The sequence below is a fragment of the Pseudomonas poae genome, from assembly GCF_001439785.1.
Classification (GTDB): Bacteria; Pseudomonadota; Gammaproteobacteria; order Pseudomonadales; family Pseudomonadaceae; genus Aquipseudomonas; species Aquipseudomonas poae.
In genome coordinates this window covers 1-25,110 of the sequence record NZ_JYLI01000028.1, presented here as the reverse complement: position 1 = coordinate 25,110, position 25,110 = coordinate 1, and the positions used below count along the sequence as shown (strand labels likewise).

General features: G+C 62.3%; 23 protein-coding genes and 1 pseudogene. 12 read left to right on the top strand and 12 right to left on the bottom strand.

What is annotated here, in order from left to right; genetic code table 11:
- Nucleotides 1–27: 27 nt before the first annotated feature.
- Both TU75_RS24520 and TU75_RS24515 read right to left on the bottom strand, forming a co-directional pair.
- A complete protein-coding gene (locus TU75_RS24520; RefSeq protein ID WP_080627581.1) occupies nt 28–306 on the bottom strand; it encodes a hypothetical protein in 279 nt (92 codons plus the stop codon).
- An 8-nt stretch (nt 307–314) separates the two neighbouring features.
- Complete coding sequence (locus TU75_RS24515) at nt 315–656, bottom strand: antibiotic biosynthesis monooxygenase family protein (protein WP_003237605.1); 342 nt, start codon at nt 654–656, stop codon at nt 315–317.
- Nucleotides 657–983: 327 nt separating this feature from the next.
- On the opposite strand from TU75_RS24515, the gene TU75_RS24510 reads away from it, so the two are divergent.
- Entirely contained in the window at nt 984–1,913 is a 930-nt protein-coding gene (locus TU75_RS24510) for an AraC family transcriptional regulator (RefSeq protein ID WP_003237603.1), read from the top strand.
- A gap of 121 nt (nt 1,914–2,034) precedes the next feature.
- Here TU75_RS24510 and TU75_RS24505 read toward each other — a convergent pair whose 3' ends face one another.
- The 4 genes from TU75_RS24505 to edd all read right to left on the bottom strand — a co-directional run bounded on the left by TU75_RS24505 (nt 2,035) and on the right by edd (nt 7,084).
- Nucleotides 2,035–3,504, bottom strand: coding sequence for an ATP-binding protein (locus tag TU75_RS24505; protein WP_060550417.1), 1,470 nt, complete (start codon nt 3,502–3,504; stop codon nt 2,035–2,037).
- Nucleotides 3,494–4,228 carry a response regulator gene (locus TU75_RS24500; protein ID WP_003237599.1) on the bottom strand — a complete coding sequence of 245 codons (735 nt, stop codon included), beginning with the start codon at nt 4,226–4,228 and terminating at the stop codon, nt 3,494–3,496. Before TU75_RS24500 ends, TU75_RS24505 begins: the two co-directional genes overlap by 11 nt.
- Before the next feature lie 76 nt (nt 4,229–4,304).
- Entirely contained in the window at nt 4,305–5,261 is a 957-nt protein-coding gene (locus TU75_RS24495) for a glucokinase (RefSeq protein WP_060550416.1), read from the bottom strand.
- Nucleotides 5,258–7,084: a phosphogluconate dehydratase gene (edd, locus tag TU75_RS24490; protein WP_060550415.1), complete on the bottom strand. Its 1,827-nt coding sequence runs from the start codon at nt 7,082–7,084 to the stop codon at nt 5,258–5,260. Before edd ends, TU75_RS24495 begins: the two co-directional genes overlap by 4 nt.
- A gap of 221 nt (nt 7,085–7,305) precedes the next feature.
- Between edd and gap the strand changes: the two genes are divergently transcribed.
- The 8 genes and pseudogenes from gap to TU75_RS28745 all read left to right on the top strand — a co-directional run bounded on the left by gap (nt 7,306) and on the right by TU75_RS28745 (nt 16,313).
- A complete protein-coding gene (gene gap / locus TU75_RS24485) occupies nt 7,306–8,307 on the top strand; it encodes a type I glyceraldehyde-3-phosphate dehydrogenase (RefSeq protein WP_003237594.1) in 1,002 nt (333 codons plus the stop codon).
- A 120-nt stretch (nt 8,308–8,427) separates the two neighbouring features.
- Complete coding sequence (locus TU75_RS24480) at nt 8,428–8,946, top strand: RNA polymerase sigma factor (RefSeq protein ID WP_003237592.1); 519 nt, start codon at nt 8,428–8,430, stop codon at nt 8,944–8,946.
- Between the two features lie 74 nt (nt 8,947–9,020).
- Entirely contained in the window at nt 9,021–9,989 is a 969-nt protein-coding gene (locus TU75_RS24475) for a FecR family protein (protein WP_060550414.1), read from the top strand.
- A 116-nt stretch (nt 9,990–10,105) separates the two neighbouring features.
- Nucleotides 10,106–12,670, top strand: coding sequence for a TonB-dependent receptor (locus TU75_RS24470; protein ID WP_060550413.1), 2,565 nt, complete (start codon nt 10,106–10,108; stop codon nt 12,668–12,670).
- 137 nt (nt 12,671–12,807) lie between these two features.
- Complete coding sequence (locus TU75_RS24465) at nt 12,808–13,416, top strand: biliverdin-producing heme oxygenase (protein WP_060550412.1); 609 nt, start codon at nt 12,808–12,810, stop codon at nt 13,414–13,416.
- Nucleotides 13,417–13,633: 217 nt separating this feature from the next.
- Complete coding sequence (locus TU75_RS24460; protein WP_060550429.1) at nt 13,634–14,047, top strand: YbaN family protein; 414 nt, start codon at nt 13,634–13,636, stop codon at nt 14,045–14,047.
- Between the two features lie 127 nt (nt 14,048–14,174).
- Nucleotides 14,175–15,455 (top strand): annotated as a pseudogene (locus TU75_RS28750) (methyl-accepting chemotaxis protein); the annotation flags it as partial.
- Between the two features lie 102 nt (nt 15,456–15,557).
- Complete coding sequence (locus tag TU75_RS28745) at nt 15,558–16,313, top strand: methyl-accepting chemotaxis protein (protein ID WP_413469480.1); 756 nt, start codon at nt 15,558–15,560, stop codon at nt 16,311–16,313.
- A gap of 235 nt (nt 16,314–16,548) precedes the next feature.
- Here TU75_RS28745 and TU75_RS24450 read toward each other — a convergent pair whose 3' ends face one another.
- Nucleotides 16,549–17,112, bottom strand: coding sequence for an NAD(P)H nitroreductase (locus tag TU75_RS24450; protein ID WP_060550411.1), 564 nt, complete (start codon nt 17,110–17,112; stop codon nt 16,549–16,551).
- A 139-nt stretch (nt 17,113–17,251) separates the two neighbouring features.
- On the opposite strand from TU75_RS24450, the gene TU75_RS24445 reads away from it, so the two are divergent.
- From TU75_RS24445 to TU75_RS24435, 3 genes are read left to right on the top strand one after another with little or no spacing between them, the layout of a single operon-like run.
- Nucleotides 17,252–18,679 (top strand): di-heme oxidoreductase family protein, encoded by a 1,428-nt coding sequence (locus TU75_RS24445; protein ID WP_060550410.1) that lies wholly within the window; start codon nt 17,252–17,254, stop codon nt 18,677–18,679.
- Between the two features lie 31 nt (nt 18,680–18,710).
- Nucleotides 18,711–19,775 (top strand): imelysin family protein, encoded by a 1,065-nt coding sequence (locus tag TU75_RS24440; protein ID WP_003237575.1) that lies wholly within the window; start codon nt 18,711–18,713, stop codon nt 19,773–19,775.
- Between the two features lie 2 nt (nt 19,776–19,777).
- Nucleotides 19,778–20,875 (top strand): DUF1513 domain-containing protein, encoded by a 1,098-nt coding sequence (locus TU75_RS24435; RefSeq protein WP_060550409.1) that lies wholly within the window; start codon nt 19,778–19,780, stop codon nt 20,873–20,875.
- 255 nt (nt 20,876–21,130) lie between these two features.
- Here the strand turns inward: TU75_RS24435 and TU75_RS24430 are convergent, their stop codons facing one another.
- From TU75_RS24430 to colR, 5 genes are all read right to left on the bottom strand, one after another.
- Nucleotides 21,131–21,358, bottom strand: coding sequence for a hypothetical protein (locus TU75_RS24430; protein ID WP_003238867.1), 228 nt, complete (start codon nt 21,356–21,358; stop codon nt 21,131–21,133).
- Nucleotides 21,355–22,074, bottom strand: a complete 720-nt coding sequence (locus TU75_RS24425; RefSeq protein ID WP_003238868.1) for a lipopolysaccharide kinase InaA family protein — start codon at nt 22,072–22,074, stop codon at nt 21,355–21,357. Before TU75_RS24425 ends, TU75_RS24430 begins: the two co-directional genes overlap by 4 nt.
- Nucleotides 22,075–22,078: 4 nt before the next feature.
- Nucleotides 22,079–22,759 (bottom strand): class I SAM-dependent methyltransferase, encoded by a 681-nt coding sequence (locus TU75_RS24420; protein WP_060550408.1) that lies wholly within the window; start codon nt 22,757–22,759, stop codon nt 22,079–22,081.
- A gap of 154 nt (nt 22,760–22,913) precedes the next feature.
- The gene (locus tag TU75_RS24415; protein WP_060550407.1) at nt 22,914–24,200 is read right to left on the bottom strand and encodes a sensor histidine kinase; all 1,287 of its coding nucleotides are present in this window, start codon (nt 24,198–24,200) and stop codon (nt 22,914–22,916) included.
- The gene (gene colR, locus TU75_RS24410; protein WP_003175870.1) at nt 24,190–24,873 is read right to left on the bottom strand and encodes a two-component system response regulator ColR; all 684 of its coding nucleotides are present in this window, start codon (nt 24,871–24,873) and stop codon (nt 24,190–24,192) included. Before colR ends, TU75_RS24415 begins: the two co-directional genes overlap by 11 nt.
- Between the last annotated feature and the right edge of the window lie 237 nt (nt 24,874–25,110).

Sequence of the window (25,110 nt, the reverse complement as noted above, 5' to 3'; positions counted from 1 at the left end):
GGAAGGGGCAAGCGCCTTCCCACGTTTTCAGCTAGCGGCAGATTCCCACTTCAGCACGCCCTCTTCGTCGACATCGATCAATCGCTCAAGCTGCACGGCGGCCGCGTCATCAGCATCGGACGCCGTCTTGAAGCGCTGCCCGTCAAGGATCTTGTGAAACCGCGGTGCGCCCATGCCGTCCAGGGCTTTGACGGCAACGGCGGCGCTGTAGCCCCCTTCACCCGGTACTACGGCGGAAACGGCTTCGTGATGGGCAAATTGTTTGCGTGCCATGTGGCAGGTCCTGGCCAATTGAAAGTCGGCCATTCTAAACCCTAACCGGCCAGTTGCAGGTACTCGCCATAGGCATTGACGGCCGAGGCGTCGCTGAACGTCTGGAAGTCCATGCTGCGCACCACCCTATCGTTCAACAGCTCGGTGAAGATCATCAGCGCCGGCGAATTGAAGTAGGCACTCATTGCCTGCTCGCTGCTCCAGAAGCCCGAGACCAGCCATACATCGGGATCGGTGTGGGAATGCTGCAACGAAAATTGCAGGCAACCCTGAGCCTGACGGCCCGGTTCGATCAAACTGCTCAAGCGTGCACCGAGTTCGGTGCTGCACCCGCTACGGGCACGGATAAAGGCCATATGGCTCGCGGGAATGGGGGTGGACATGTTCGACTCTCCCGTTGAGAAGTGATGCTCGGCAAGCACTGAGGGGGCGTGTTGCCACAGGATCAACGATAAGGCCGCAGCGGCGCGCGCGGTTAGTCGAATCCTGCAGGCTTATTGCACAATCCTGCGAAAAGCGTAGGGAGGACGTCAGCCGCCCGGGGTTTATTCCAGACCATGCTCAGTATTTTCGGGCGATGACCGCCCTCGTCATTGCCTGATTCACGCCTGCTCGCAGGATCAGGCAAGGATTGAGCAGAATCGACATAACACGCTTGGAAGATCCACCGCTAAGCTCAGGCCATCAACGCAATACGCAGAGGACGTTCCATGTCGTCGCCCGACCCCAAGCATCTTCCCCTCGATGCCGAGATGGAAAAACAGCGCGCTGAACTCGCCAGCATCGTGCAACGCCATACCTGGGAAGAAGGTTCCTACGGCACGGCGATCACCTCGCTGTACCTGAACCGGCAAAACACGCCACGCGACTTCATGCCGGTGCTGGTGGAACCTGCGCTGTGCATCCTCGCCAGCGGCAGCAAGGAAGTGCGCCTGGCTGATGAAATCTTTGCCTACGACCCGCTCAACTACCTGGTGTTTTCAGTGGCGATGCCCGTGGCCGGAAGGATCATCGACGCCACGCCGCAAGACCCCAACCTGTCGGTGCGCATCAATATCGACCCGGCGCAACTGACGGCCCTGATTGCAGAAGCGGGCCCGATGGGCGTGCCTTCGCGACCGACATCGCGCGGGATGTATGTAGACCGCATCGACCACTCGCTGCTCGATGCAGTGCTGCGCCTGGCGCGACTGCTGGACACCCCAAAGGATATCGCGATGCTCGCGCCGCTGATCAACCGCGAGATCCTCTACCGCCTGCTGCGTGGGCCGCAGGGTTATCGGCTGTATGAAATCGCCGTGGCCAACAGTCAGAGCCATCGCGTCAGCCAGGCGATCACCTGGTTGAACGGCAACTATGAGCAACCGTTGCGCATCGATGACCTGGCCAGGGAAGTGAACTTGAGCGTCTCGACCTTGCACCACCGCTTCAAGGCGATCACCGCGATGAGCCCGCTGCAATACCAGAAGCAACTGCGCCTGCAGGAGGCGCGGCGGTTGATGATCGCCGAAGGGCTGGAAGCGTCGGCGGCGGGGTATCGGGTGGGGTATGAAAGCCCGTCACAGTTCAGCCGGGAATACAGCCGGCTGTTTGGTGCGCCGCCCCTGAGAGACCTGGCCCGGTTGCGCCAAAGCATCTGATGCGCGCGCAGCACAATGTGGGAGCTGGCTTGCCTGCGATGGCGGTGTGCCAGTCACCATTGTATTAACTGACCCACCGCCATCGCAGGCAAGCCAGCTCCCACGGTAGTCCTGCGTATATTCAGTCTAATCCGCGGGGGAGCTGCAAGGTGACGCGCAGGCCACCTTCACGCAGGTTCTGCAAACTCACTTCGCCGCCGTGACTATGGGCGATGTTGCGCGCAATCCCCAGCCCCAACCCGTACCCCTGCTGGTGCCCGGCCAGGCGGAAGTGCGGTTCGAACACTTGCTCCAGACGCTGCTCCGGCACGCCGGGGCCTTCATCATCCACATGCAGGATGAACTGCGCGCCATCGTCCTCAATGTGCAAATGGGCGTTCTGCCCATACTTCAAGGCGTTGTCGATCAGGTTGCCGATGCAGCGCTTGAGCGCCAGCGGCTTGCCCGCATACGCCGCCAGGGCATACCCGTTCAGCGTCACGCGACCGTTGCCGTTGGGCGCCAGATAAGGCTCCACCAGGCATTCGAGCACATGATTAAGGTCCACCGGCTGGATGTTCTCGTGGATGTCGGTGTCTTTCACGCATTGCAGCGCGCCCTTCACCAGCAGCTCCAGCTCGTCCAGGTCGCGGCCGAACTTGGTTTGCAGGTTTTCGTCTTCGAGCAGTTCCACGCGCAGGCGCAGGCGGGTGATCGGCGTGCGCAGGTCGTGGGAAATCGCACTGAACAACTGGCTGCGTTCGGTCAGGTAGCGACTGATGCGTTCGCGCATGGCATTGAACGCGCGGCCCACTTCCACCACTTCGCTGCCGCCGCCCTCGGCCACCGGCTCCACATCGGCGCCCAGGGACATGTCCCGCGCCGCCCGTGCGAGGCGTTTGAGCGGACGACTCTGCCAATGCACCAACAGGCCGATAAACAGCAGCAGCAAGCCGCTGGTCAGCACGATAAACCACACCTGCTGCGACGGCAGGCCTTGTTCTTCCAGGCTGGTGTACGGCTCGGGCAACAGCGAGGCGATGTACAGCCACTCGCCGGGGGCAAGCTTGATCTGCGTGACCAGCACCGGCGGGTTCACCGGCTCCAGGGTCAGCGCGTAATGCGCCCAGGAGCGCGGCAGTTCATCGAGCTTGAGGCCGGCATTGAAGATGCGCAGGTCTTCGGCGCTGACGAACTCCACCGAGATCAGCACATCGCCGCCCAGGGTTTGGCGCAGCACCTCATCGACCGCCTGCAACACCGCCTGCTTGCGCGGGGTCTGTGGCAGCACCGCCATGTCCAGCGGTCGATCATTGAGGGTCACGACAAACCGCGTGCCGCCCATGCTGCGCAATTGGTCCAGCACCAAGGGCCGATAGGCCACCGGCAGCGAGCGGAAATAACTCACGCTGGCCGTCATCGAATGCGCCAGGCTGCGGGCGCTGGTGACCAGGCCTTCGAGCTGGGTGGCGCGCAGTTGCGAGACCCAGATCACGCTGGACAGCGCCTGGGCAAACAACACCACCAGCAAGGTCAGCAGGAGCATGCGCCCCAGCAGCGAGCGTGGGATGGGAAAGCGGCGTCGGCGTTCGGTGACCGACTCAGTGGGCATTGCCGGCAACCACGCTGGCTGCCAGTTGGTAACCGCTGCCGCGCACGGTGCGGATCAGCCTCGGCGGTTTTTCGGTGTCGCGCAGGCGCTGGCGCAGGCGGCTGACGGCCATATCGACGATCCGGTCCAGGGGCATCAGGTCGCGACCACGGGTGGCGTTGCCGATGGTATCGCGGTCGAGAATCTGTTGCGGGTGATCGAGAAATAACTTGAGCAGGGCAAAATCGGCGCCGGACAAAATCACCTCTTCACCGTCCACGTGAAACAGCCGGTGGCTGATCATGTCCAGGCGCCATTCATCGAACACCAGCACATCTGCCGTGCCGCTGCGCTCCTGGCCGAACTGGCAGCGCCGCAACAGCGCCTTGATTCGCGCCTGCAACTCGCGTGGGCTGAAGGGCTTGCCGATATAGTCATCGGCGCCCAACTCCAGGCCGATCACGCGGTCGGCTTCGTCGGAACTGGCGGTGAGCATGATGATCGGCACCTGCGCCTGACGCGGATGCTGGCGAATCCAGCGGCACAGGCTGAAGCCGTCTTCGTCCGGCAACATCACGTCGAGAATGACCAAGTCGCACGGCGCCTCGTTCATCGCCTGGCGGAACCCCGCGCCGTCAGGCACGCCACGCACCTGGAAGCCGGCGCGACTGAGGTAGGTTTGCAGCAATTCGCGGATTTCCTGGTCGTCGTCGACGAGGAGAATGGATTTACTGATTACGCTCACGGGGGTCCTCCTGGGTGGTGGGGACAAGCTTAAAGCATCTGGTGCCCTTTAGGCCGCTATCGGGGGCACTCAATGCCTACCCAAAGGCCTGCTCAAGCGCCACACCCGCCCCGGTCAATCCGGAATACGGCGCGGTTACCAGCCACACCGGGATCCCCTTGAAGTAGTCGCTCATGCAGCCCTTGTCCGCAAAGCTTTTGGCGAAACCGCTGTTGATGAAGAAGTCGGCAAACCGGGGGATCACGCCGCCCACGATGTACACGCCGCCGCGCCCGCCGGTGGTGAGTACATTGTTGCCGGCGACCCGACCCAGCCAGATGCTGAATTGATCCAACACCTCCATCGCCACCGGGTCGCCAGCCAGACCGGCCGCCGTGATGGCTTCAGGGGTGTCCAGCACCGGCGCGTGCCCATCCACCGCGCAGATCGCCCGGTACAGACGCGGCAGCCCGCCACCGCTCAACGCGGTCTCGGCGCTGACGTGGCCGATCTCGCTGTGAATGTGCTGCCACAGCTGGGTTTCGCGCACGCTGCTCAAGGGCAGGTCGACATGACCGCCTTCCCCGGGCAACGCGGCAAAACGGCCCGCACCAAGGTCCAGCAACGTACCCACGCCCAGCCCCGTACCCGGCCCGATCACCACGGCCGGGCGCAATGGCTCCGGCGTGCCTTCGCAGACCACGCGAAATTCATCGGGCTGCAGGCGGGTCATGCCCAGGGCCATCGCCGAAAAATCATTCACCAGCAGCAGCTCATCCACCTGCAAGGCCTGGCAGAACGCCGTCTTGCTCAGGCGCCAGTGGTTGTTGGTGAACCTGAATTCATCACCGCTCACCGGCCCGGCCACCGACAGGCACACCGCGCCGATGTCCCCGATTTCCAGGCCTTCTTCTTTGAGATAAACCTTGATCGCCTCTTCCGGGCTCTGGTGATCCGCCGTGGCGTGCACCCGGATCGAATGCAGCGCCTGATCGCGCCACAACGCAAAACGGGCATTGGTGCCCCCGATATCACCGACCAGCGCTAACTTCACTTAAGCGTCTCCAAGGCAGAGGTAAAGGCGCTGGCGCCCTGCTCTGCGGAGCTTGCGGCCAAGCGCATGAATGCAAACAGCTCGCGACCGGCCCCCACGTTATTGCCCAACAGGCCCGTGGCGGGTGCGCGCGCTGCAAATTCTTCGGCGTCCACCTTAAGCTCCAGGGTGCCGGTAACGCCATCCACGCGAATGATATCGCCATCGCGCACGCGCGCCAGCGGCCCGCCGCTCTGGGCTTCGGGGTTCACATGAATCGCGGCAGGGATCTTACCTGACGCGCCGGACATGCGCCCATCGGTGACCAGCGCCACTTTGAAACCTCGGTCCTGCAATACGCCGAGAAACGGCGTCATCTTGTGCAGTTCGGGCATGCCGTTGGAGCGCGGGCCCTGGAAGCGCATCACCGCAACAAAGTCCTTTTCCAGTTGACCGGCCTTGAAGGCATCGGCCAGGTCCTGCTGGTCCTGGAACACCACGGCCGGCGCTTCGACCACCTGGTGCTCCGGCGCCACGGCGGACACTTTCATCACGCCACGGCCGAGGTTGCCTTCCATCACGCGCAAGCCGCCTTCGGGCGAGAACGCGCGAGCCACGGGGCGCAGGATCGTTTCGTCGAGGCTTTCGATGGGGCCTTCGCGCCAGATCAGTTGGCCGTCGACCAGGAACGGCTCCTGGGTGTAACGGCTCAAACCCTTGCCGGCCACGGTGTTGACGTCTTCGTGAAGCAGGCCGGCTTCGAGCAGTTCGCGGATCAGGAACGACATGCCGCCCGCCGCCTGGAAGTGGTTGATGTCAGCCTTGCCGTTCGGATAAACGTGGGACAGGGTCGGCACCACCTCGGAGAGGTCGGCCATGTCCTGCCAGGTGAGGATGATGCCCGCCGACATGGCGATGGCCGGCATATGCAGGGTGTGGTTGGTGGAACCGCCGGTGGCGTTGAGGGCGACGATGGAATTGACGATGGATTTTTCGTCGACGATTTCGCCGATCGGGGTGAAGTTGCCGTTGGCCTTGGTCAGGCGCGTGACCTGGTGCGCCGCTTCGCGGGTCAGCGCGTCACGCAGCGGCGTGTACGGGTTGACGAACGAGGCGCCCGGCAGGTGCAGGCCCATCACTTCCATCAGCAGCTGATTGGTGTTGGCGGTGCCATAGAACGTGCAGGTGCCGGGGCTGTGATAGGACTTCATCTCCGATTCCAGCAGCTCTTCGCGGCTGGCCTTGCCTTCGGCGTAGCGCTGGCGCACATCGGCTTTCTGCTTGTTGGAAATGCCCGACGGCATCGGACCGCCCGGCACGAAGACCATTGGCAGGTGGCCGTAGCGCAGCGCGCCCATCATCAGGCCCGGCACGATCTTGTCGCAGATACCCAGCATCAGCGCGGCGTCGAACATGTTGTGGGACAGCGCGACCGCCGTGGACATCGCGATCACTTCGCGGCTGAGCAGGCTCAGTTCCATGCCGGGCTCGCCCTGGGTGACGCCGTCGCACATGGCCGGGGTGCCGCCGGCGAACTGGCCGACCGAGCCGACTTCGCGCAGGGCTGTCTTGATCTGTTGCGGGAAGTGTTCGTACGGCTGATGCGCCGAGAGCATGTCGTTATATGAAGAAACAATTGCCACGTTGGCGGCATTCATCATGCGCAGACTATTTTTATCTTCAGTGCCGCAACCGGCCACGCCGTGGGCGAAGTTGGCGCATTGCAGCTTACCGCGCATCGGGCCGTCGCTGGCTGCGCCGCGAATGAGCGCAAGGTAGGCCTCACGGGTGGCGCGGCTGCGGGCGATAAGCCGTTCGGTGACCTCAAGGACGCGGGGATGCATGTGTAGAACTCCAGGCTAACGGATGTGGCGACCTGAGTGTCTATGCTGATCAAACGCCCGCGCGCATGGGATGGCAGGGGTGTCGTTTGGATCATCGGACCAGTTGATTCAGGTCACTCGTTGTAGATTGAACAAAATATTGCCACTAAAAAGGCTTGTTTTCTATTTTTATGCGAATAATCTTGTAATTCTTACAACAAATCGACGACAGGCACTTTCCAATGACTCTTCGTATCGCAATCAATGGTTTTGGTCGTATCGGCCGTAATGTCCTGCGCGCACTGTATACCCAAGGCTACCGCCAGGATTTGCAGATCGTCGCCATCAACGACCTGGGCGACAGTTCGATCAACGCCCACCTGCTCAAATTCGACACCGTACATGGCACTTTCGACGCAGAGGTCGCCCACGATCAGGAAAGCCTGACCGTCAATGGTGACCGGATTGCCGTCAGTGCCATTCGCAACCCGGCCGACCTGCCATGGGCCGCGCACAAGATCGACGTGGTGTTCGAATGCACCGGCCTGTTCACCGACCGTGACAAGGCTGCCGCCCATATTACCGCCGGCGCACGCAAGGTGATCATCTCCGCACCGGCCAAGGGCGCGGACGCCACCGTGGTGTACGGCGTCAACCACGACATTTTGCGCCAGTCCCACCAGATTATTTCCAACGCATCCTGCACCACCAACTGCCTGGCGCCCGTGGCTCAGGTGCTGCACCGCGAGCTGGGCATCGAAAGCGGCCTGATGACCACGATTCACGCCTACACCAACGACCAGAACCTCACCGACGTCTACCACACCGACCCGTACCGCGCGCGTTCGGCCACGCAGAACATGATCCCGAGCAAGACCGGCGCAGCCGAAGCGGTGGGCCTGGTATTGCCGGAACTGGCGGGCAAGCTGACCGGCATGGCGGTGCGAGTACCAGTGATCAACGTGTCGCTGGTCGACCTCACCGTGCAACTGAAAAAAGAAGCCACGGCCGACGAGGTCAACGCGCTGCTCAAGGAAGCCAGCCAGCATTCGAAGATCCTCGGCTACAACACGCTGCCGCTGGTTTCCAGTGACTTCAACCATAATCCGCTGTCGTCGATCTTCGACGCCAACCACACCAAGGCCAGCGGAAAGCTGCTCAAAGTACTGGCCTGGTACGACAACGAGTGGGGCTTCTCCAACCGCATGCTGGATAACTGCCTGGCGCTGTGCAACGCCGAATAAGCTATGTGGGAGGGGCCTGCCCCTCCCACATTTGCTCTCTATAAGCTCACAGCAATAGCCACTTGCCATTTCAGTTGATGATAAGCATTATCATTTGATTGCAATCGGCCTGGTATCACTGTGAGCCAATCTCGCTTCAACCATGTCTTTCTCACCCAACGGGTGATTCTGCTACGCACCTTGCAGCGGATGGTGAATAACCACAGCACCGCCGAAGACCTGCTGCAGGAAACCTACCTGCGCGTCACCCGGGCCCTGAGCGAGCGCCCGATCGATCATCTCGAACCCTTCGTCTACCAGACAGCGCGCAACCTGGCGCTGGACCACTTGCGCGCGCGCAGGATTCAGGCCCGCACGCTGCAGGAAGATGTGCCGCTGGATGTGCTGCAAAGCGTCGCCTCCCCTGTCAGCACGCCCGAGGACGCCACTCAGGCCGAGCAATTGCTGGAGCATTTGAGCGTCAGCCTCGGCCAGTTGAGCGCGCGCCAACAGCGGATTTTCATCCTCAGCCGCCTGCACGGCTGCAGCTATCAGGAGATTGCCGATCAATTGGACGTGTCCCTGAGCACCGTGCAAAAGGAACTGAAGCTGATCATGGCCATCTGTGTAGGTGTGGCCCAGAGGCTGGATCAGCCGTAAGCTGCATCCGACAGAACTGTGGAACCTGCCCGCAGGAACAATGAATAGAACGTGGCGAAGACCCGAGGCACACCGTGACCAACCCGAATAACCTGCGCCCCCATGAGCTGGCTCATGAGGTGTTGCAAGATGCGGCTATGGACCAGGCGCTCGACTGGCTGATCGCACTGCAGTGCCCGCAACCGGGTCAGCAAGCGGCGTTCGAGGCTTGGCTGACCAGCGACCCGGCACATGTTCACGCCTTCGCCAGTGCTCAGGCAGCCTGGGGCGGCGCGCCGGTGCACAGTGCCGCCGTCGCCTTGGCCGCGCCGCGCAAACCCGGCGCCTGGCGTCGCATCAAGCCACACTGGAAACCTTTGGCCACCGCCGCCGTGCTGGTGCTGGGTCTGTTCAGCTTCAGCAACCTGCCGGCGCGCTTGCAGGCTGACCACCTCACCGTGGTGGGTGAGCGCCAGCGCCTGCAACTGGACGACGGCTCCAGGGTGCTGCTCAACACCAACTCGGCGTTCTCCAGCAGCATCAAGGACCACCAGCGCACTGCGCGCCTGTATCAGGGCGAGGCTTTTTTCGAGGTCATGCCCAGTCGCGGCCTGCCCCTGGAAGTCGATGCCGGCCCGGTGCGGGCCAGCGTGCGCGACACGGCTTTCGCCGTGCGCTACCTCAACGGCGAAGCCCAGGTGCAGGTGCAGCGCGGCGATGTTGACCTGCGCAACACCGTCGACGATGCCCGCGTGCGCCTGAGCGCCGGCGAAAGCATCCGCATCGGCCCCAAGGGCTTTGGCCCGCCTGCCAGACTGGACCCCACCAGGGACCTGGCTTGGGTACAGGGCCGACTGGTGTTCGAAAACTGCCCGATGAGCGAAGTGCTCGCCGAGTTGCGCCGCTATTATCCAGGCTGGATCGTCAACACCAACGACAAGCTCGCCCGTGTCGCCGTCACTGGCGATTATCGCCTCGACCAGCCGCTGGACGTGGTGCGCTCCCTGGCTCACATCACCTCGGCCAGACTCGCGGAATTCCCGGCGCTGGTCATTCTCAACTAAATGAGAATTATTTTTACTCGATATTAACCGGCGATACGTCTCGTTATAGCCAATGCAACTGATTCCTATTTGGAGCAGTGCGCAACTATAAGATTCGTACTTCCGGAGCGTTCACGATGTCCTCTCGTTTCAACCGTCGGTCTTCCTCGCCCGTCCTGTCCCTGCTGACTGCCGCCCTCCTGCTGGCCGGTGCGCCGGTGATGGGCGCCGTGGCGGCCGAGCCGACCGCGCGCAGCCATGGCAATTACGCGTTCAGCATTGAACAGCAGCCACTGGTCTCGGCGCTCAATGCCTTCACCGCCGTGACCGGCTGGCAAGTCGGCCTGCCAGCCGAGCTGGGCCAAGGTGTGTCATCGCCAGGCGTGCGCGGCGCGCTGCCACCCGAGAAAGCGCTGGAGCGGCTGTTGGTGGGGACCAACCTGAGCTACCGCAAACTGGGCAATAACAACATCGTGCTGGAAAAACGCGCCGCTGGCGGCACCGTCAACCTGCAACAGGTGACCATCAGCGCCACCCGCACCGAGCAGGCGGTGAACAGCGTACCAAGCACCGTCACCGTGCATGAGCGCGAGGAACTGGACCGCCAGAACGTGAACACCCTTCGCGAACTGGTGCGTTACGAACCCGGCGTATCGGTGGGCGGCGCGGGTACTCGCTCCGGCAACGCCGGCTATAACATTCGCGGGATCGACGGCGACCGCATCCTCACCCAGGTCGATGGCGTCGAAGTGCCGGACAACTTCTTCAACGGCCCCTACGCCAAGACCCGTCGCAATTACGTCGACCCGGAAATCGTCAAACGCGTGGAAATCCTCCGTGGCCCGGCCTCGGCCCTGTACGGCAGCAGCGCGATCGGCGGCGCCGTGAGCTACTTCACCCTCGACCCGGACGACATCATCAAGCCAGGCCAGGACGTCGGCGCCCGCCTGAAAACCGGCTACAGCTCCGCCGACGACAGCTGGCTGACCTCCGGCACCGTTGCCGGCCGCGTGCAGGCTGTCGACGGCCTGCTGCACCTGAGCCAGCGCAGGGGTCATGAAACCCAGTCCTACGACGGCAACAACGCCACCGGCCTGGCCCGCACCGGCGCCAATCCGGAGGATGCGCGCACCACCAATGTGTTGGCCAAACTGGGCTGGAACTATGGGGATGACAACCGCCTGGGCCTGACCTACGAAAAGTACAAGGACGATCGCGACGTCAACCTGAAAAACGCAGTAGGCGGGCCGTTCATTGGTGGCCGGGGCTTCAACCTCTACCGCGACCGGCGCGGCAACGACACCATCACCCGGGAACGTTTCGGCCTGGAAAACACCTTCTCCCTCGAATCGCCGATGGCCGACCGCATCAAGACCAGCCTCAATTACCAGATCGCCAAGACCGACCAGACCACCGCCGAGGTCTATCAGTCAGGCCGCCGCGTTCTGCGCACCCGCGACACGCTGTACGAAGAAAAACAGTGGGTCTTCGACGCACAACTGGACAAGGCCTTCCGCCTCGGCGACAGCGATCACCAGGTGACCTACGGCACCACGCTCAAGCAGCAGAAAGTCACCGGTTCGCGCGAAGGCGCCGCCACGTGCCTGGCGGTTGGCAGTGGCTGCACCGCCATCGGTGCACCGAGCCCGCAAGCCGGCGACAGCGTGAAGAAATCCAGCGACTTCCCGGACCCGACCATCAACACCTATTCGCTGTTCGCCCAGGACCAGATCACCTGGGACAAATGGACCTTCCTGCCCGCCGTGCGCTACGACTACACCCAGCTCAAGCCGAAACTGACCCAGGCGTTTCTCAACACTGTAAACCCCACGGGTGCCGATTCGGTCAGCAACAAGGACAAGACCTGGCACCGCGTGACGCCCAAGTTTGGCCTGACCTACGCCCTCACCGATCAATACACCTGGTTCGGCCAGTACGCCGAAGGTTTCCGCACGCCCTCCGCCAAGGCGCTGTACGGCCGCTTCGAAAACCTGAACCTGGGCTACACCGTCGAACCGAACCCCGACCTCAAGCCGGAGACCAGCAAAGGGATCGAAACCGGCATTCGCGGCGCATTCGACGCAGGCTCCTTCGAGATCGCGGTGTTTTATAACAAGTACCGCAACTTTATCGACGAAGACAACGCCGTGGTCGGCGGCACCGTGGAGCAATTCCAGGCCGTCAATATCAAGCGCGCCACCATCAAGGGCGCCGAAGCCAAGGGCCGCCTCAACCTGGATGCCTATGGCGCCCCGCAGGGGCTCTACACCCAGGGCGCGGTGTCCTATGCCTACGGTCGTAACGATGAAAACGGCGAACCGCTCAACAGCGTCAACCCGCTCAAGGGCGTGTTCGGCCTGGGCTACGACCAGGACACCTACGGCGGCCTGCTGAGCTGGACGCTGGTGAAAAAGCAGCATCGCGTCGACAGCAGCACCTTCCACGCACCGGACGGCGACACCAGCGGCCCGTTCAAGACACCGGGCTTCGGCATCCTCGACCTGACTGCCTACTACAAAGTCAGCCAGGACGTGACCCTCAACGGTGGCCTCTACAACCTCACCGACAAAAAGTACTGGAACTGGGATGACGTGCGCAGCTACGACAGCGTCGGCGAAGCGGCGGTGACCGGCCCGGCCAACCTTGATCGCCTGACCCAGCCCGGCCGCAACGTTGCGATCAACCTGATCTGGGATATCTGACGACACCCGCCTCGCCTCGCCGCGATTGTTCAGCGCCGGGGTGAGGATTTTTTACTGTGCAGCGTCTTCTTGTTCGTCTAGTTGATAACCGCTCTCTACGGGGCAACCAGGCGCTACCCTTCTCAAGGACTCTTTCGATGACCGCTTCTCCTACCGCAGAACGCCCAAGCCTGCGCTCTCAGCGCCTGAACCAGATCACCCATGCGCCACACACCCGGCTCGACGCCTTGGTCAAGGCGCACGCCCCCTTCGACACCCAGGCCAACTTCGCACGTTTCGTGGTGGCGCAATATCTGTTTCAGTCGGAACTGGTGGCGCTGTACAACGATGCCGAGCTGATCAACATCATCCCCGACCTTGCCGAGCGCTGCCGCGCCGACGCTGCCCGGCTAGACCTGGGCGACCTTGACACCGAAGTGCCGGCCCCGGTCGCTGGCGCCGTGACAAACCCAAGCAAAGCCGAAGCCTTGGGCTGGCTGTTCGTGTCCGAGGGTTCCAAGCTTGGCGCCGCGTTCCTGATCAAACGCGCCGTGGGCCTTGGCCTGAGCGAAACCTTTGGCGCCCGCCACCTGGGCGAACCGGCTGGTGGCCGCGCCGAAGGCTGGAAACGCTTCACCCGAACCCTCGACGCTCTTGAATTCAGCACCGAAGAGGAAGCCGCCGTGGAAAAAGGCGCGATTGACGCGTTTGTACGCTTCACCGTATTGCTGGAACAGGCGTACGCTAGCGCCCCTGAAATAGCCTGATACCTGAATTGAAATGCGATCAAATGTGGGAGCGGGCTTGCCCGCGAAGACGTCGGCCCAGCAAGCATTGATGTTGACTGACCCGCCGCTTTCGCGGGCAAGCCCGCTCCCACAGGGGGGATCTGCGCTTGACTGACTGGTATTAGGGCTTGCCCATTCCCACAATGAGTTCGCATTTCAAACTGATTTTTTGCTTTATTTTATGTTGCGCACAAACATGACCGGCAAACCCCAATCCACCTCGAAAATCGCACAGATCCTGTTTGGCCTGCTGGCCTACGTCAGCCTGGGCATCGGCCTGGTGGCGATTGTAATCCCGGGGCTGCCCACCACCGAATTCATCCTGCTGGCCGCCTGGGCCGCCACCAAAAGCTCGCCGCGCCTCAGCGCCTGGCTGGAAAACCACCGCCTGTTCGGGCCCATGCTGTTCAACTGGCGCAACGGCAAAATCATCGCGCGCCGCGCTAAAGTCAGCGCCACCGTCAGCATGTTGGTGTGCGCCCTCCTGATGCTGGTGATGCTTGATCACGGCTGGCCGATCTACCTGGCAATTGCCGGCATGAGCCTGGGCAACCTGTGGATCTGGTCGCGCCCGGAACGGCCCGCAGCCCCCGCCCAACGCAGCATGTAGTCTTTTTCCTACCGCTCATCGCCTTGCTCTCACGAATTGATTCATGACGCCGATGTTTCAGGCATAGCGCCGAACGGACTTGGCTCGTCCTGCTTGCACTCCACTACGTCCTTTCGCGAGTTAATCCATGCTCAACACTCTTTCAATTCGTCTGAAAATTGTGCTGCTGTCCGGCCTCTGCCTGCTAGGGGTGATCGCGCTGATCGTGAGCATCAACCTGCGCGAGACCGACAAGAACGATCAACTGACCAGCGACTCAAGCTCGCGCATGCTCACCAGCAACGTGCAGAAGCTGCTGCAGGCCAACGCTGCCGAGCAAGCCCTGCAGTTGCAGAAAACCTTCGGCGACAACCTCACCGCCGCGACCGCCCTCGTCGACCAGGTCAGGGACCTGCGTAACCTCGCCACCAAACGCGGACTGGAACCGGCTGCGCTGCGCGAGGAACTCAACCAGAGCCTGAAAACCGCATTCGAGCGCAACAGCAAGGTGCTGGGCATGTGGCTGTCGTTCGAGCCCAATGGCCTGGATGGCCGGGACAGCGAATTCGTCGGCGACAAGGCCCGCGTGTCTAACGAATCAGGACGCTTTGCCAGCTACTGGAGCCGCGCCGGCGGCACAGACGTGAACACCATCATGATCGAGGAAGACCTGAACAAGACCGCCCTCAACCTCAGCGGCACGCCCTACAACATTTGGTACACCTGCTCACGCGATACTCGCAGCACCTGCCTGCTGGACCCTTATGAAGACACGGTCGCCGGCAAGTCGGTGCTGATGACCACCCTGTCCCAGCCATTGATCGTGGACGGCAAGGTGATCGGCGTGGTGGGTGTCGACATCGCCCTCGGAGCCCTGCAAGTGGCCACCGATGCGGCCCAGAAAAACCTGTTCGACGGCGCCGCGCACCTGGAGGTGATCTCCAGCACCGGCCTGATTGCGGCCTACAGCGGCGAGCCGGGCAAGGTCGGCAAGAACCTCGCGGACATCATGGGCGCAGAAGGCAAGGAGGTCGTGCAACTGCTGGCCAGCGACAGCCACGTCAACCGCGAACAGGGCGACACGATCCGTGCGGTGTACCCGTTCAAGCCGATCGCCGATGCCAAGGCCTGGGGCGTGGTGGTCAAGCTGCCCAAACACGTGATGCTGGCTGATTCGATCAAGCTGCAAGGCGTCATCGATGAGGCCCAGGCAGCCAGTGCGCTGTTGTCCATCGGCGTAGGCGTGGGCGCGGGGCTGCTCGGGTTGCTGCTGATCTGGCTGACCGCCACCGGCGTCACCCGCCCCATCAACAGCGTGGCCGCCATGCTCAAGGACATCGCCAGCGGCGACGGCGACCTCACCCAGCGCCTGACGTATACCCGCAAGGACGAACTGGGCGAGCTGGTGAACTGGTTCAACCGCTTCCTCGACAAGCTGCAACCGACCATCGCGCAGATCAAGCAAAGCATCACCGAGGCACGAGGTACGGCGGATCAGTCATCGGCCATCGCACGCCAGACCAGCGAAGGCATGCAGGTGCAGTTCCGTGAAATCGACCAGGTGGCCACCGCGTCCAACGAAATGAGCGCCACCGCCCACGATGTGGCCAATAGCGCGTCCAATGCCGCCAGCGCGGCGCGAGGCGCGGATCAGTCGGCGCGTGAAGGCATGTCGATCATCGAGCAAAGCACCCGCGACATCACCACCCTGGCCGACGAAGTCAGCAAGGCCGTGAGCGAAGTCGAAGCCCTGGCGGTCAACAGCGAGCAGATCGGTTCGGTGCTGGAAGTGATCCGCAGCATCGCCGAGCAAACCAACCTGCTGGCCCTGAACGCGGCCATCGAAGCGGCACGCGCCGGCGAAAGCGGGCGCGGTTTTGCGGTGGTGGCCGACGAAGTGCGCAACCTGGCCAAGCGCACCCAGGACTCGGTAGAGGAAATTCGCCAGGTCATCGAACGCATCCAGAGCGGCACGCGTGGCGTGGTGGCGACCATGCATTCCAGCCAGCACCAGGCCCAGAGCAATGCGGGGCAGATCCATCAGGCGGTCACGGCGTTGGGCAAGATCAGTGAGGCGGTAACGGTGATCAGCGACATGAACCTGCAGATTGCCAGCGCCGCCGAAGAACAGAGCGCAGTGGCCGAAGAGGTCAATCGCAACGTATCGGCGATTCGCACTGTGACCGAAACCCTGACTGGCCAGGCCACCGAGTCGGCGGCCATCAGCAGCCAACTCAATGCCCTGGCCAGCCAGCAGATGAAGCTGATGGATCAATTCAAGGTGTAGAGCGACTCCTGGGCTGGTGACGGCCCTGGAGCCGACCGGGATTGTCTGCCGAACGCGGTCAAATGTGGGAACTGGCTTGCCTGCGAAGGCATCGCCCGGGTTTTCCTGCTGGATTGAGGTGTCTGCATCGCAGGCAAGCCAGCTCCCACAGAGAAGCGGATTGGGGAAAAATCATGCCTTTCATCTGAGGGCGAAACCCAGATCAGCCGTCACCGCAACAACGGATATGCCCCTGTCAAACCCCAGGCCACCCCTGCACGAACGCCGCCACATCCTCCTTGGGCGCACTACGCGGCGGATTCTGCGGCGTTCCCAGATAAAGAAAGCCAATCACCTCTTCACCCGCCGCCAGCCCCAATCCGTTGGCCACATGCGGCGAATACGACAACTCCCCGGTACGCCACACCGCACCAATCCCCTGCGCATAAGCCGCCAGCAAAATGCCATGGGCCGCACAGGCAGCCGCCAGCAGCTGTTCGGATTTGGGTACCTTGAAATGCTCCTGCAGACGCGCAATCACCACCACCACCAACGGCGCACGCAAGGGACCATTCTGGGCCTTGTCGATGACAGCTTGCGGCGCCTGCGCATCATTGAGGCGCGCCGCTTCGGCCAGCAAAGTGCCCATCTGCTCACGGGCAGCGCCTTCCACTGTAAGGAAGCGCCATGGGCGCAGTTGGCCATGGTCGGGCGCGCGCATGGCGGCTGCGAACAGCACGTCGCGCTGCTCCTGGGTCGGTGCCGGCTCCAGCAGACGCGGCACGGAAACACGGTTGAGCAAAGCGTCGAGAGCCTGCATTGGCCACCTCCAGAAAAAATGTGAAGTCATTCTAGCCGGAATGAAACGCGATGCCAGCAAACGATAATTGCTCTTATTCATTGCCCCCGGCCCTGTTAGACTTTGCGACCCCTTTTTCACCATCGCCTCAGGAAACTCGATGTTCCGTTCGCTTTTTCGCCTGTGCGCAGCATTGATGGCCTTGAGCCTGACCGCCTGCGACGACGCCCCCAGGTTCACCAAGGCAGAGCCTGGGGAAGCGCGGGCCGGTGGTGCAGCGACCGTGAACAAGCGTGACCAGAACGCGTTTTCCCTGCCCTCGGCCAATCTGTCGCCCACGCGTCGCGTGGACTTCAGCGTCGGCAACAGCTTCTTTCGCAGCCCCTGGGTGATCGCCCCGTCAACCACCACCGCCCGCGATGGCCTGGGGCCGTTGTTCAACACCAATGCCTGCCAGAACTGCCATATCAAGGATGGGCGCGGCCACCCGCCCCTGCCCGACGCGCCCAACGCCGTGTCGATGCTGGTGCGCCTGTCCTTGCCGGATACGCCGGACTACGCCAGCCTGATCGAACAGGCCGGCGTGGTGCCCGAGCCAGTGTATGGCGGCCAGTTGCAGGACATGGCCGTGCCGGGCGTGGTGCCGGAAGGCAAAGTGCGGGTGGACTACACGCCCGTCAACGTCACCTTCAAGGACGGCACCGTCGTCGAACTGCGCAAGCCTGCGCCGCAGATCACCCAGCTCGGCTACGGGCCGATGCACCCGGATACGCGCTTTTCCGCACGCATCGCCCCGCCGATGATCGGCCTGGGCCTGCTCGAAGCCATCAGCGAAACCGATATCCTGCGCAACACCGACCCGAAGACCGCCGACAAGGACGCACTCATCGGCCGCGCCAATCAGGTCTGGGATGACGCCCGGCAAACCACCGTGCTGGGACGTTTTGGCTGGAAAGCCGGACAACCGAACCTCAATCAACAGAATGTTCACGCGTTTTCCGGTGATATGGGCCTCACCACCTCGCTTAGGCCGTTCGATGACTGCACCGACGCTCAGGTCGCCTGCAAACAGGCGCCCAACGGCAATGGCCCCGAGGGTGAGCCGGAAGTCAGCGACAATATTCTGCGCCTGGTGCTGTTCTATACCCGTAACCTCGCCGTACCGGCGCGTCGTGGCGTCGACACGCCGCAGGTGCTGGCCGGGAAAAACCTGTTCTACCAGGCCGGCTGCCAGGGCTGTCACACGCCATCGTTCACCACGGCTGCCCACGCTGCCGAGCCCGAGCTGGCCAATCAGTTGATTCGCCCCTACAGCGACCTGCTGCTGCACGACATGGGCGAAGGCCTGGCCGACCACCGCAGCGAATTCAAGGCCGGCGGCCGCGACTGGCGCACGCCGCCGTTGTGGGGCATCGGATTGACGCAAACCGTGAGTGGCCATACCCAGTTTCTGCATGACGGCCGCGCCCGCAACCTGCTGGAGGCCGTGCTGTGGCATGGCGGCCAGGCAGAGCCGGCGCAGCAGCATGTGCTGTCCTTCAATGCCGAGCAGCGTGCCGCGTTGCTGGCGTTCCTGAATTCTCTATAAGCTTTGCCCCAATCCGATAAGGGAGCTCGACATGTTCCGTCCCAAGTTGTTGTTCACCAGCCTTGCCGCCCTCGCCCTCGGTGCCTGCTCACCGCAAGACCCGCAGGCCGTGACCTCGGCGGCTATCGCCAAGCAAGTGATCCTGCCGACCTACAGCCGTTGGGTCGACGCCGACCGTCAACTGGCCGTCAGCGCTCTGGCCTACTGCCAGGGTAAAGAGAGCCTGGACACCGCCCGTGCGGACTTCCTCCATGCACAAAAAGCCTGGGCCGAGCTGCAACCGCTGCTGATCGGCCCGCTGGCCGAAGGCAATCGCGCGTGGCAGGTGCAGTTCTGGCCGGACAAGAAAAACCTGGTGGGCCGCCAGGTGGAGCAACTGGTCACCGCGCAGCCGCAGATCGACGGCGCAGCACTGGCCAAGTCCAGCGTGGTGGTACAAGGCCTGTCGGCCTACGAGTACATCCTGTATGACGCCAAAACCGACATCGCCGACGACGCGCAAAAAGCCCGCTACTGCCCACTGCTGATGGCCATCGGCGAGCGCCAGAAAGCCCTGGCCGAAGAGATTTTGGCGAGCTGGAACAGCACCGACGGCATGCTCGCGCAGATGAGCAAGTTTCCCAACCAGCGCTACGCCGATTCCCACGAGGCCATCGCCGACCTGCTGCGCGTGCAGGTGACCGCGCTGGACACCCTGAAGAAAAAACTCGGCACGCCCATGGGGCGCCAGACCAAGGGTATCCCGCAGCCGTTCCAGGCCGATGCCTGGCGCAGCCAGTCGTCCCTGCAAAGCCTGGAGGCCAGCCTCGCTGCGGCGCGCACCGTGTGGGTGGGCGTCGACAACAAGGGGCTGCGTGGTCTGTTGCCGGCCGAGCAGAAGCCGTTGGCCGACAAGATCGACGCCGCCTACGCCGCATCGCTCAAACTGTTCGCCAGCAACCAGCGCACTCTCAACGAACTGTTGAATGATGACGCCGGGCGCCAGCAGCTCAACGATATCTACGACAGCCTCAACGTCGTCCACCGCCTGCACGAAGGCGAGTTGGCCAAAGCGTTGGGCATCCAACTCGGCTTCAATGCCAACGACGGTGACTGATGATGCTCAGGCGACAGGCTTTAGCGGTGGGCAGCATATTGCTCAGTGCCCTCACCCTGGGCGGCTGGACGTTGTTCAAGCAGAAGGACAAGGGCCCGCTGCTGCTGTCGGCGCGCGATGATGCCCATGGCAACCACTATGCCGTGGGCTATCGTCTGGACGGCAAGCCGGTGTTTGCCACCCAGGTTGGCCAGCGCTGCCACGACATCATCAATCATCCGACGCTGCCGATTGCGCTGTTTGTCGCCCGTCGTCCGGGCACCGAGAGCTACCTGATCGACCTGCGTGATGGCGCGCTGCTGCAGACCATTACCTCCAACGCCAACCGTCATTTCTACGGCCATGCGGTCATCCACAAAGACGGCGAGTGGCTGTATGCCACCGAAAACGACACCGCCGACCCCGGACGCGGTCTGCTTGGCGTGTACCGCTTCGAAGGCGAGCGACTGGTGCACAGTGGCGAGATGTCCACCCACGGCATCGGCCCGCATCAGGTGTCATGGATGCCCGACGGCGAGACGCTGGTGGTTGCCAATGGCGGGATTCGCACCGAGGCCGAAAGTCGCGTGGAGATGAACCTCAATGCCATGGAACCGAGCCTGGTGCTGATGCAGCGCGACGGTACGCTGATCAGCAAGGAAACCCTCGCCCAGCCGATGAACAGCGTGCGCCATATGGGCATCGCCAGCGATGGCACCATCCTCACCGGGCAGCAATTCATGGGGCCGTCCCAAGAGCGTTCCGAGCTGCTGGCGATCAAGCGGCCCGGCCAGCCATTCGTGGCTTTCCCGGTGGCCGATGAGCAGTTGCAGGCGATGGGGCATTACACCGCCAGCGTCGCGGTGCACAGTGAGCTGCGCCTGGTAGCACTGACCGCACCGCGGGGCAATCGCTTCTTTATCTGGGACCTGGACAGCGGCGAGCTGCGCCTGGATGGACCGTTGCCCGACTGCGCGGGTGTGGGCGCGGTGACGGACGGGTTTGTGGTGACATCGGGCCAGGGGCGCTGCCGGTTCTACGATTGCCGACAGACACAGGTGATCGCCCAACCGCTGGAGTTGCCGGCGGGGCTTTGGGATAACCATCTGCACCTGGCTTGATCTGCGCCTTGACTGAGCCTCTGTGGCGAGCAGGCTTGCCCTGCGTTGGGCTGCGCAGCAGCCCCACAACCAGGCACTGAGCCGTATCAGGTACACCGCGTTTTGCTGGATTGGGGGCGCTTCGCACGCCAACGCGGGGCAAGCCCGCTCGCCACTTAATGCCCGTTCCCATAGGGGATGGACGTTGATTTCAGATCCATTGGCCACAAAAAAAGGGCCTCACGGAGTAAGGCCCTTTCGCGGGTTTCAATCGTTTCAACTTTGCGGCCTCATCCCCTGGGACATCCCGAACATGAACAACAACAAATCATGATCGGGCCTGGCCGCCACACTCGCCTTGGCAACCCGCGGCAGCAGGCATTGCCCGCTACCTTCAGTTGCGCTGAGCACTTGTGTCCGAGGCAGCTCCCACGCAGCCAGGGCAAGGGCTGACACGCCCAACGCCCCGACCAGAAACAAACCTCGTGCTATTTCTAGCTTCATTTGGTTAAACCCTTGATAGCGCTGCCAAACGCCGTCTCGTAAAAATAGCTCAGCTTCTTCCAGTCGCTATCGCTGAACGACGAATGGCGACGCAGTTGCAGCATATCGTGGGACGCGGCCCGATAAGCGGTCAGGCGCTGGCGGCATTTCTCGAAGTCCAGCAACGCCACTTCCACCTTGGCGGAGTCAACGTCGCCCGTCACCTTCACGAACACGTGCTTGATATACAGGCACCCATGCTGCCAGCGGCCTTTATGCATGCGAGCCAGGGTCTCGGCCAATTCCTTGAGCAGGCGTTCATGCACCGCTTCGCCATACTGTTGGCGGCCGCCAGCGGCGTACCAGTTTTCGATCTCGTCAAAGCCGTCCAGCGAAGCCGTCACCAACAAGGCTTTCCATTGGTGTTCGGGGTCGCGGCGCGCCTCGCAGAACACCATCTCTGGCACTCGCACGTCCAACAGGCGCAAGCCCTTGAGCGCATCGCGCTCGCGCAACACGGTCGGGCGTCCGAACGGGTGCAGCCAACTGCGATAGATATGCCCGGTCTGGCGCTTGCAGTAGAGCAAGCGGCCGTTGGCGCTGACTACCCGTTGCACACCGCTCTCACCGCCGCGTCGACGGTTGGGTTCCTCGACCCACTCGCCCTGCTGGCGCCAGAAATAATCAAATCGCTCTTCGGGAGCTACATGACTGCCTGCTACGCACTCAACTGCCATCCTGTTACCTCTTGCGCAATACATAAACACGCCACATGGCGTAGAGCGGGATGAAATCCAGGGATTCCTGAACACGGAAACCGGCCTGCTCGAATTCTGCCTCAACGGTAGCAGCCGGTAACACAAATCTGTTTTGGTAACCTTCCTGCTCACCTTTTCTGCGACGTCTCACCTCGGCGCGCTTGCGTTTCCAGGCCTTGAAGTTGCCGTCCACCCATAGCGAAATGATCACGCTGTCGCGGGTAACCCGCTGGAACTCTCGCAGAATCGCCAGCCTGTGCGTCGGATCACCGATATGGTGCAGCAAACGCATGCAAAAAATGCTGTCGACCGAACTGTCTGGCAAATCAATTTCAAAGGCCGACGTCTGCAAAGGCCGTACCCGTTTCACCACATCCGCCGGTTGAGCGAGTGTCGCCACCTTCAACATCGATTCGGAATTGTCCGCACCGATGATCACACGGTTGGGCTTTTCGGCCAGCAGCGGCCAGAAACGACCGGCACCGCACGGCAGGTCAAGCACCAGGCCTGGCTCACCGGCCATGGCCAACGCACCACGCGCCAATTGCTCGTCGCGTTTGTGGGACAGCCGACGCGCCAGATTGTCCTGATGCTTGAGCAAATAATTCTGCGCATGCTGATCATCGTACTTTTCGGAAAATTCGAGCTTGATTGGGGAAGGCATCTTACGTCTCCGTTCACTGATGCCTGCAACCTTAAGCAGCGAACTGTGATCAACAGGTCAATCAAGTGTGAAAAACTTGTCCTGTCTATTCTGATACATTTCAAGACGTTACAAAAAAAGCAGGCGCGAGGATACTCGCCCCTGCAGGCAGCGCTTACGGCTTGGGCGGGTTCAGCTCGACACGAAAGCAGCAACCGCTGGGCTCCATGGTACTCAAGCTGACGCTCCAGCCCTGGTTCTCGCAGATGCGTTGTACCAGGGACAACCCGAGCCCCAGCCCTTCGCCGCGCTTCTCGCTGCCAGTACCACGCACGAACGGCTCGAACATCGCTTCGCGCTTCTCCTCGGGAATGCCCACCCCGGAGTCCTCGACTACAAACCCGCTGGGTTCCAGGGTGAGACGGATAAAGCCGTGTTCGGTGTAGTGCAAGGCGTTGCGCAACAAGTTGCCCATCACCGCGTGCAAAAAGGTGGTGTTGTAACGGGTCTCCAGCGGGCTGCCGGGGTGATAGATCAATTCCAGCCCCTTACGCTCGATGGGCTCGCGCCAGATGCCGAGCAGGTCTTCAGCCACTTGCGGCAAGGTCACCTGGGGCGACATGGCTTCTTCGCTGTGTTCGGCGCGGGCGAGCATCAGGAAGGTCTGCACCAGTTCACGCATCTCTTCACACGCCCTGGCGATGCGTTGCACCTGGTTGCGTCCGCGCTGATCGATCGCCGGGTTCTCCAGCAGCAGTTCGCAGGAACTGGCCAGCACCATCAACGGCGTGCGCAGTTCGTGGCTCACGTCGCTGGTAAACAGCTGCTCGCGCGACAGCGCCTGGCGCAGGCGGCCCAACGTGGCGTCGAACGCCACGGCGAGTTCACCCACTTCGTCAGCCGCATAATCCGGAGCCAGGGGCGGTGCCAGGCCGAGCAACTGGTCGCGGTGGCGCACCTGGCGTGCCAGTCGCACCACCGGCGCCATCACCTTGCGCGCCAGCACCCAGCCGAGGAATACCGCCAGCGCCAGGCTGAGCACGAAACCCACCAGCACCACGGCAAACAGCACCCGTTCGCGCTCCTCGAAATCGCTCTGATCCTGCAGCAACACATAGCGCCGGCCGTCCACCACTTCGACCATGGCGTGGTACGACAGCGACTCGCGAAACACCTCATGGAAGCCCGGTTCCAGATGGCGAAGGTCCTTGGGAAGCTCGAAGTCGCCCGGCCCGCCGCTGAAATAAAACAGTTGGTCCGGCTCGGGACGGTGGCGCCAGTCTTCAACGCTGTCCATCATCAGCAGGCGTTGCAGGTCGCCGCCCAGGCCGGCCGAGATGAGTTTCTCTTCCACCAGGTGCACCGTGGCAACGATGCCCATGGCGAAGGCCCCCGCCACCAGCGCGCTCATCAGCGCGAACGCGATGATGATCCGCTGGGCAAGGCTTTGCTTAAACTCCATCTCGACCCTCGGCCAGGCGGTAACCCACGCCGTGCACGGTTTGCAGCAGTGGCTTGGCGAACGGCTTGTCGATCACCTGGCGCAATTGGTGGACGTGGCTGCGCAGGCTGTCGCTGTCCGGACAGTCATCGCCCCACAACGCTTCCTCAAGAATTTCGCGACGCAACACGTGGGGGCTCTTTTGCATCAATACCGCCAGCAACTTGAGGCCGACCGGATTGAGTTTGAGCAGGCGGCCCTCGCGGGTCACCTCAAGGGTGTCGAGGTCGTAACTCAGGTCGCCCACTTGCAGCGCACGGCGCCCGCCACCCTGGGCACGGCGCAGCACGGCTTCGATGCGGGCGGCCAATTCGGACAGCGCGAACGGTTTGAGCAGGTAGTCATCGGCGCCGGACTTGAAGCCTTGCAAGCGATCATCCAACTGGTCGCGGGCGGTGAGCATGATGACGGGTGTGTCACGCCGCGCGTCTTCGCGCAGGCGCTTGCACAGGGTGTAGCCGTCGATGCCCGGCAGCATGATGTCGAGCACGATCAGGTCGTAATGCTCGGTCGCGGCCAGGTGCAGGCCCGACAGACCGTCCTGCGCACAGTCCACGGTATAGCCCTTGAGCCCGAGATAATCCGCCAGGTTGGCGAGAATATCGCGGTTGTCTTCAACCAATAAAATTCGCATGGGCAATGTCTCCGGACGCGTTAACGGCCATGTTGGCTCGCGCAGCTTAAGGGCAAGCGGGGTTTACGGCTAGGGCTGAGAGGCCAATCGTTTCTGGAAGGACAGCCAATAAAAAGGTTCTTCACGGAATCCCGGGAAACACAGAAACAAGAACGCCGATTTGATTGATGATGTTCGTGCGAGCAAACACATCTACCAAACCGGCGTTCTTATGCGCGATATTAATACTTTCCTTCC

Excerpts from the sequence above, each read along its gene's own strand:
- TU75_RS24520 (WP_080627581.1), bottom strand. The coding sequence starts at position 306 with ATGGCCGACTTTCAATTGGCCAGGACCTGCCACATGGCACGCAAACAA.
- TU75_RS24515 (WP_003237605.1), bottom strand. The coding sequence starts at position 656 with ATGTCCACCCCCATTCCCGCGAGCCATATGGCCTTTATCCGTGCCCGT.
- TU75_RS24510 (WP_003237603.1), top strand. The coding sequence starts at position 984 with ATGTCGTCGCCCGACCCCAAGCATCTTCCCCTCGATGCCGAGATGGAA.
- TU75_RS24505 (WP_060550417.1), bottom strand. The coding sequence starts at position 3,504 with ATGCCCACTGAGTCGGTCACCGAACGCCGACGCCGCTTTCCCATCCCA.
- edd (WP_060550415.1), bottom strand. The coding sequence starts at position 7,084 with ATGCATCCCCGCGTCCTTGAGGTCACCGAACGGCTTATCGCCCGCAGC.
- gap (WP_003237594.1), top strand. The coding sequence starts at position 7,306 with ATGACTCTTCGTATCGCAATCAATGGTTTTGGTCGTATCGGCCGTAAT.
- TU75_RS24470 (WP_060550413.1), top strand. The coding sequence starts at position 10,106 with ATGTCCTCTCGTTTCAACCGTCGGTCTTCCTCGCCCGTCCTGTCCCTG.
- TU75_RS24465 (WP_060550412.1), top strand. The coding sequence starts at position 12,808 with ATGACCGCTTCTCCTACCGCAGAACGCCCAAGCCTGCGCTCTCAGCGC.
- TU75_RS24460 (WP_060550429.1), top strand. The coding sequence starts at position 13,634 with ATGACCGGCAAACCCCAATCCACCTCGAAAATCGCACAGATCCTGTTT.
- TU75_RS28745 (WP_413469480.1), top strand. The coding sequence starts at position 15,558 with ATGCAGGTGCAGTTCCGTGAAATCGACCAGGTGGCCACCGCGTCCAAC.
- TU75_RS24450 (WP_060550411.1), bottom strand. The coding sequence starts at position 17,112 with ATGCAGGCTCTCGACGCTTTGCTCAACCGTGTTTCCGTGCCGCGTCTG.
- TU75_RS24445 (WP_060550410.1), top strand. The coding sequence starts at position 17,252 with ATGTTCCGTTCGCTTTTTCGCCTGTGCGCAGCATTGATGGCCTTGAGC.
- TU75_RS24440 (WP_003237575.1), top strand. The coding sequence starts at position 18,711 with ATGTTCCGTCCCAAGTTGTTGTTCACCAGCCTTGCCGCCCTCGCCCTC.
- TU75_RS24435 (WP_060550409.1), top strand. The coding sequence starts at position 19,778 with ATGCTCAGGCGACAGGCTTTAGCGGTGGGCAGCATATTGCTCAGTGCC.
- TU75_RS24430 (WP_003238867.1), bottom strand. The coding sequence starts at position 21,358 with ATGAAGCTAGAAATAGCACGAGGTTTGTTTCTGGTCGGGGCGTTGGGC.
- TU75_RS24425 (WP_003238868.1), bottom strand. The coding sequence starts at position 22,074 with ATGGCAGTTGAGTGCGTAGCAGGCAGTCATGTAGCTCCCGAAGAGCGA.
- TU75_RS24420 (WP_060550408.1), bottom strand. The coding sequence starts at position 22,759 with ATGCCTTCCCCAATCAAGCTCGAATTTTCCGAAAAGTACGATGATCAG.
- TU75_RS24415 (WP_060550407.1), bottom strand. The coding sequence starts at position 24,200 with ATGGAGTTTAAGCAAAGCCTTGCCCAGCGGATCATCATCGCGTTCGCG.
- colR (WP_003175870.1), bottom strand. The coding sequence starts at position 24,873 with ATGCGAATTTTATTGGTTGAAGACAACCGCGATATTCTCGCCAACCTG.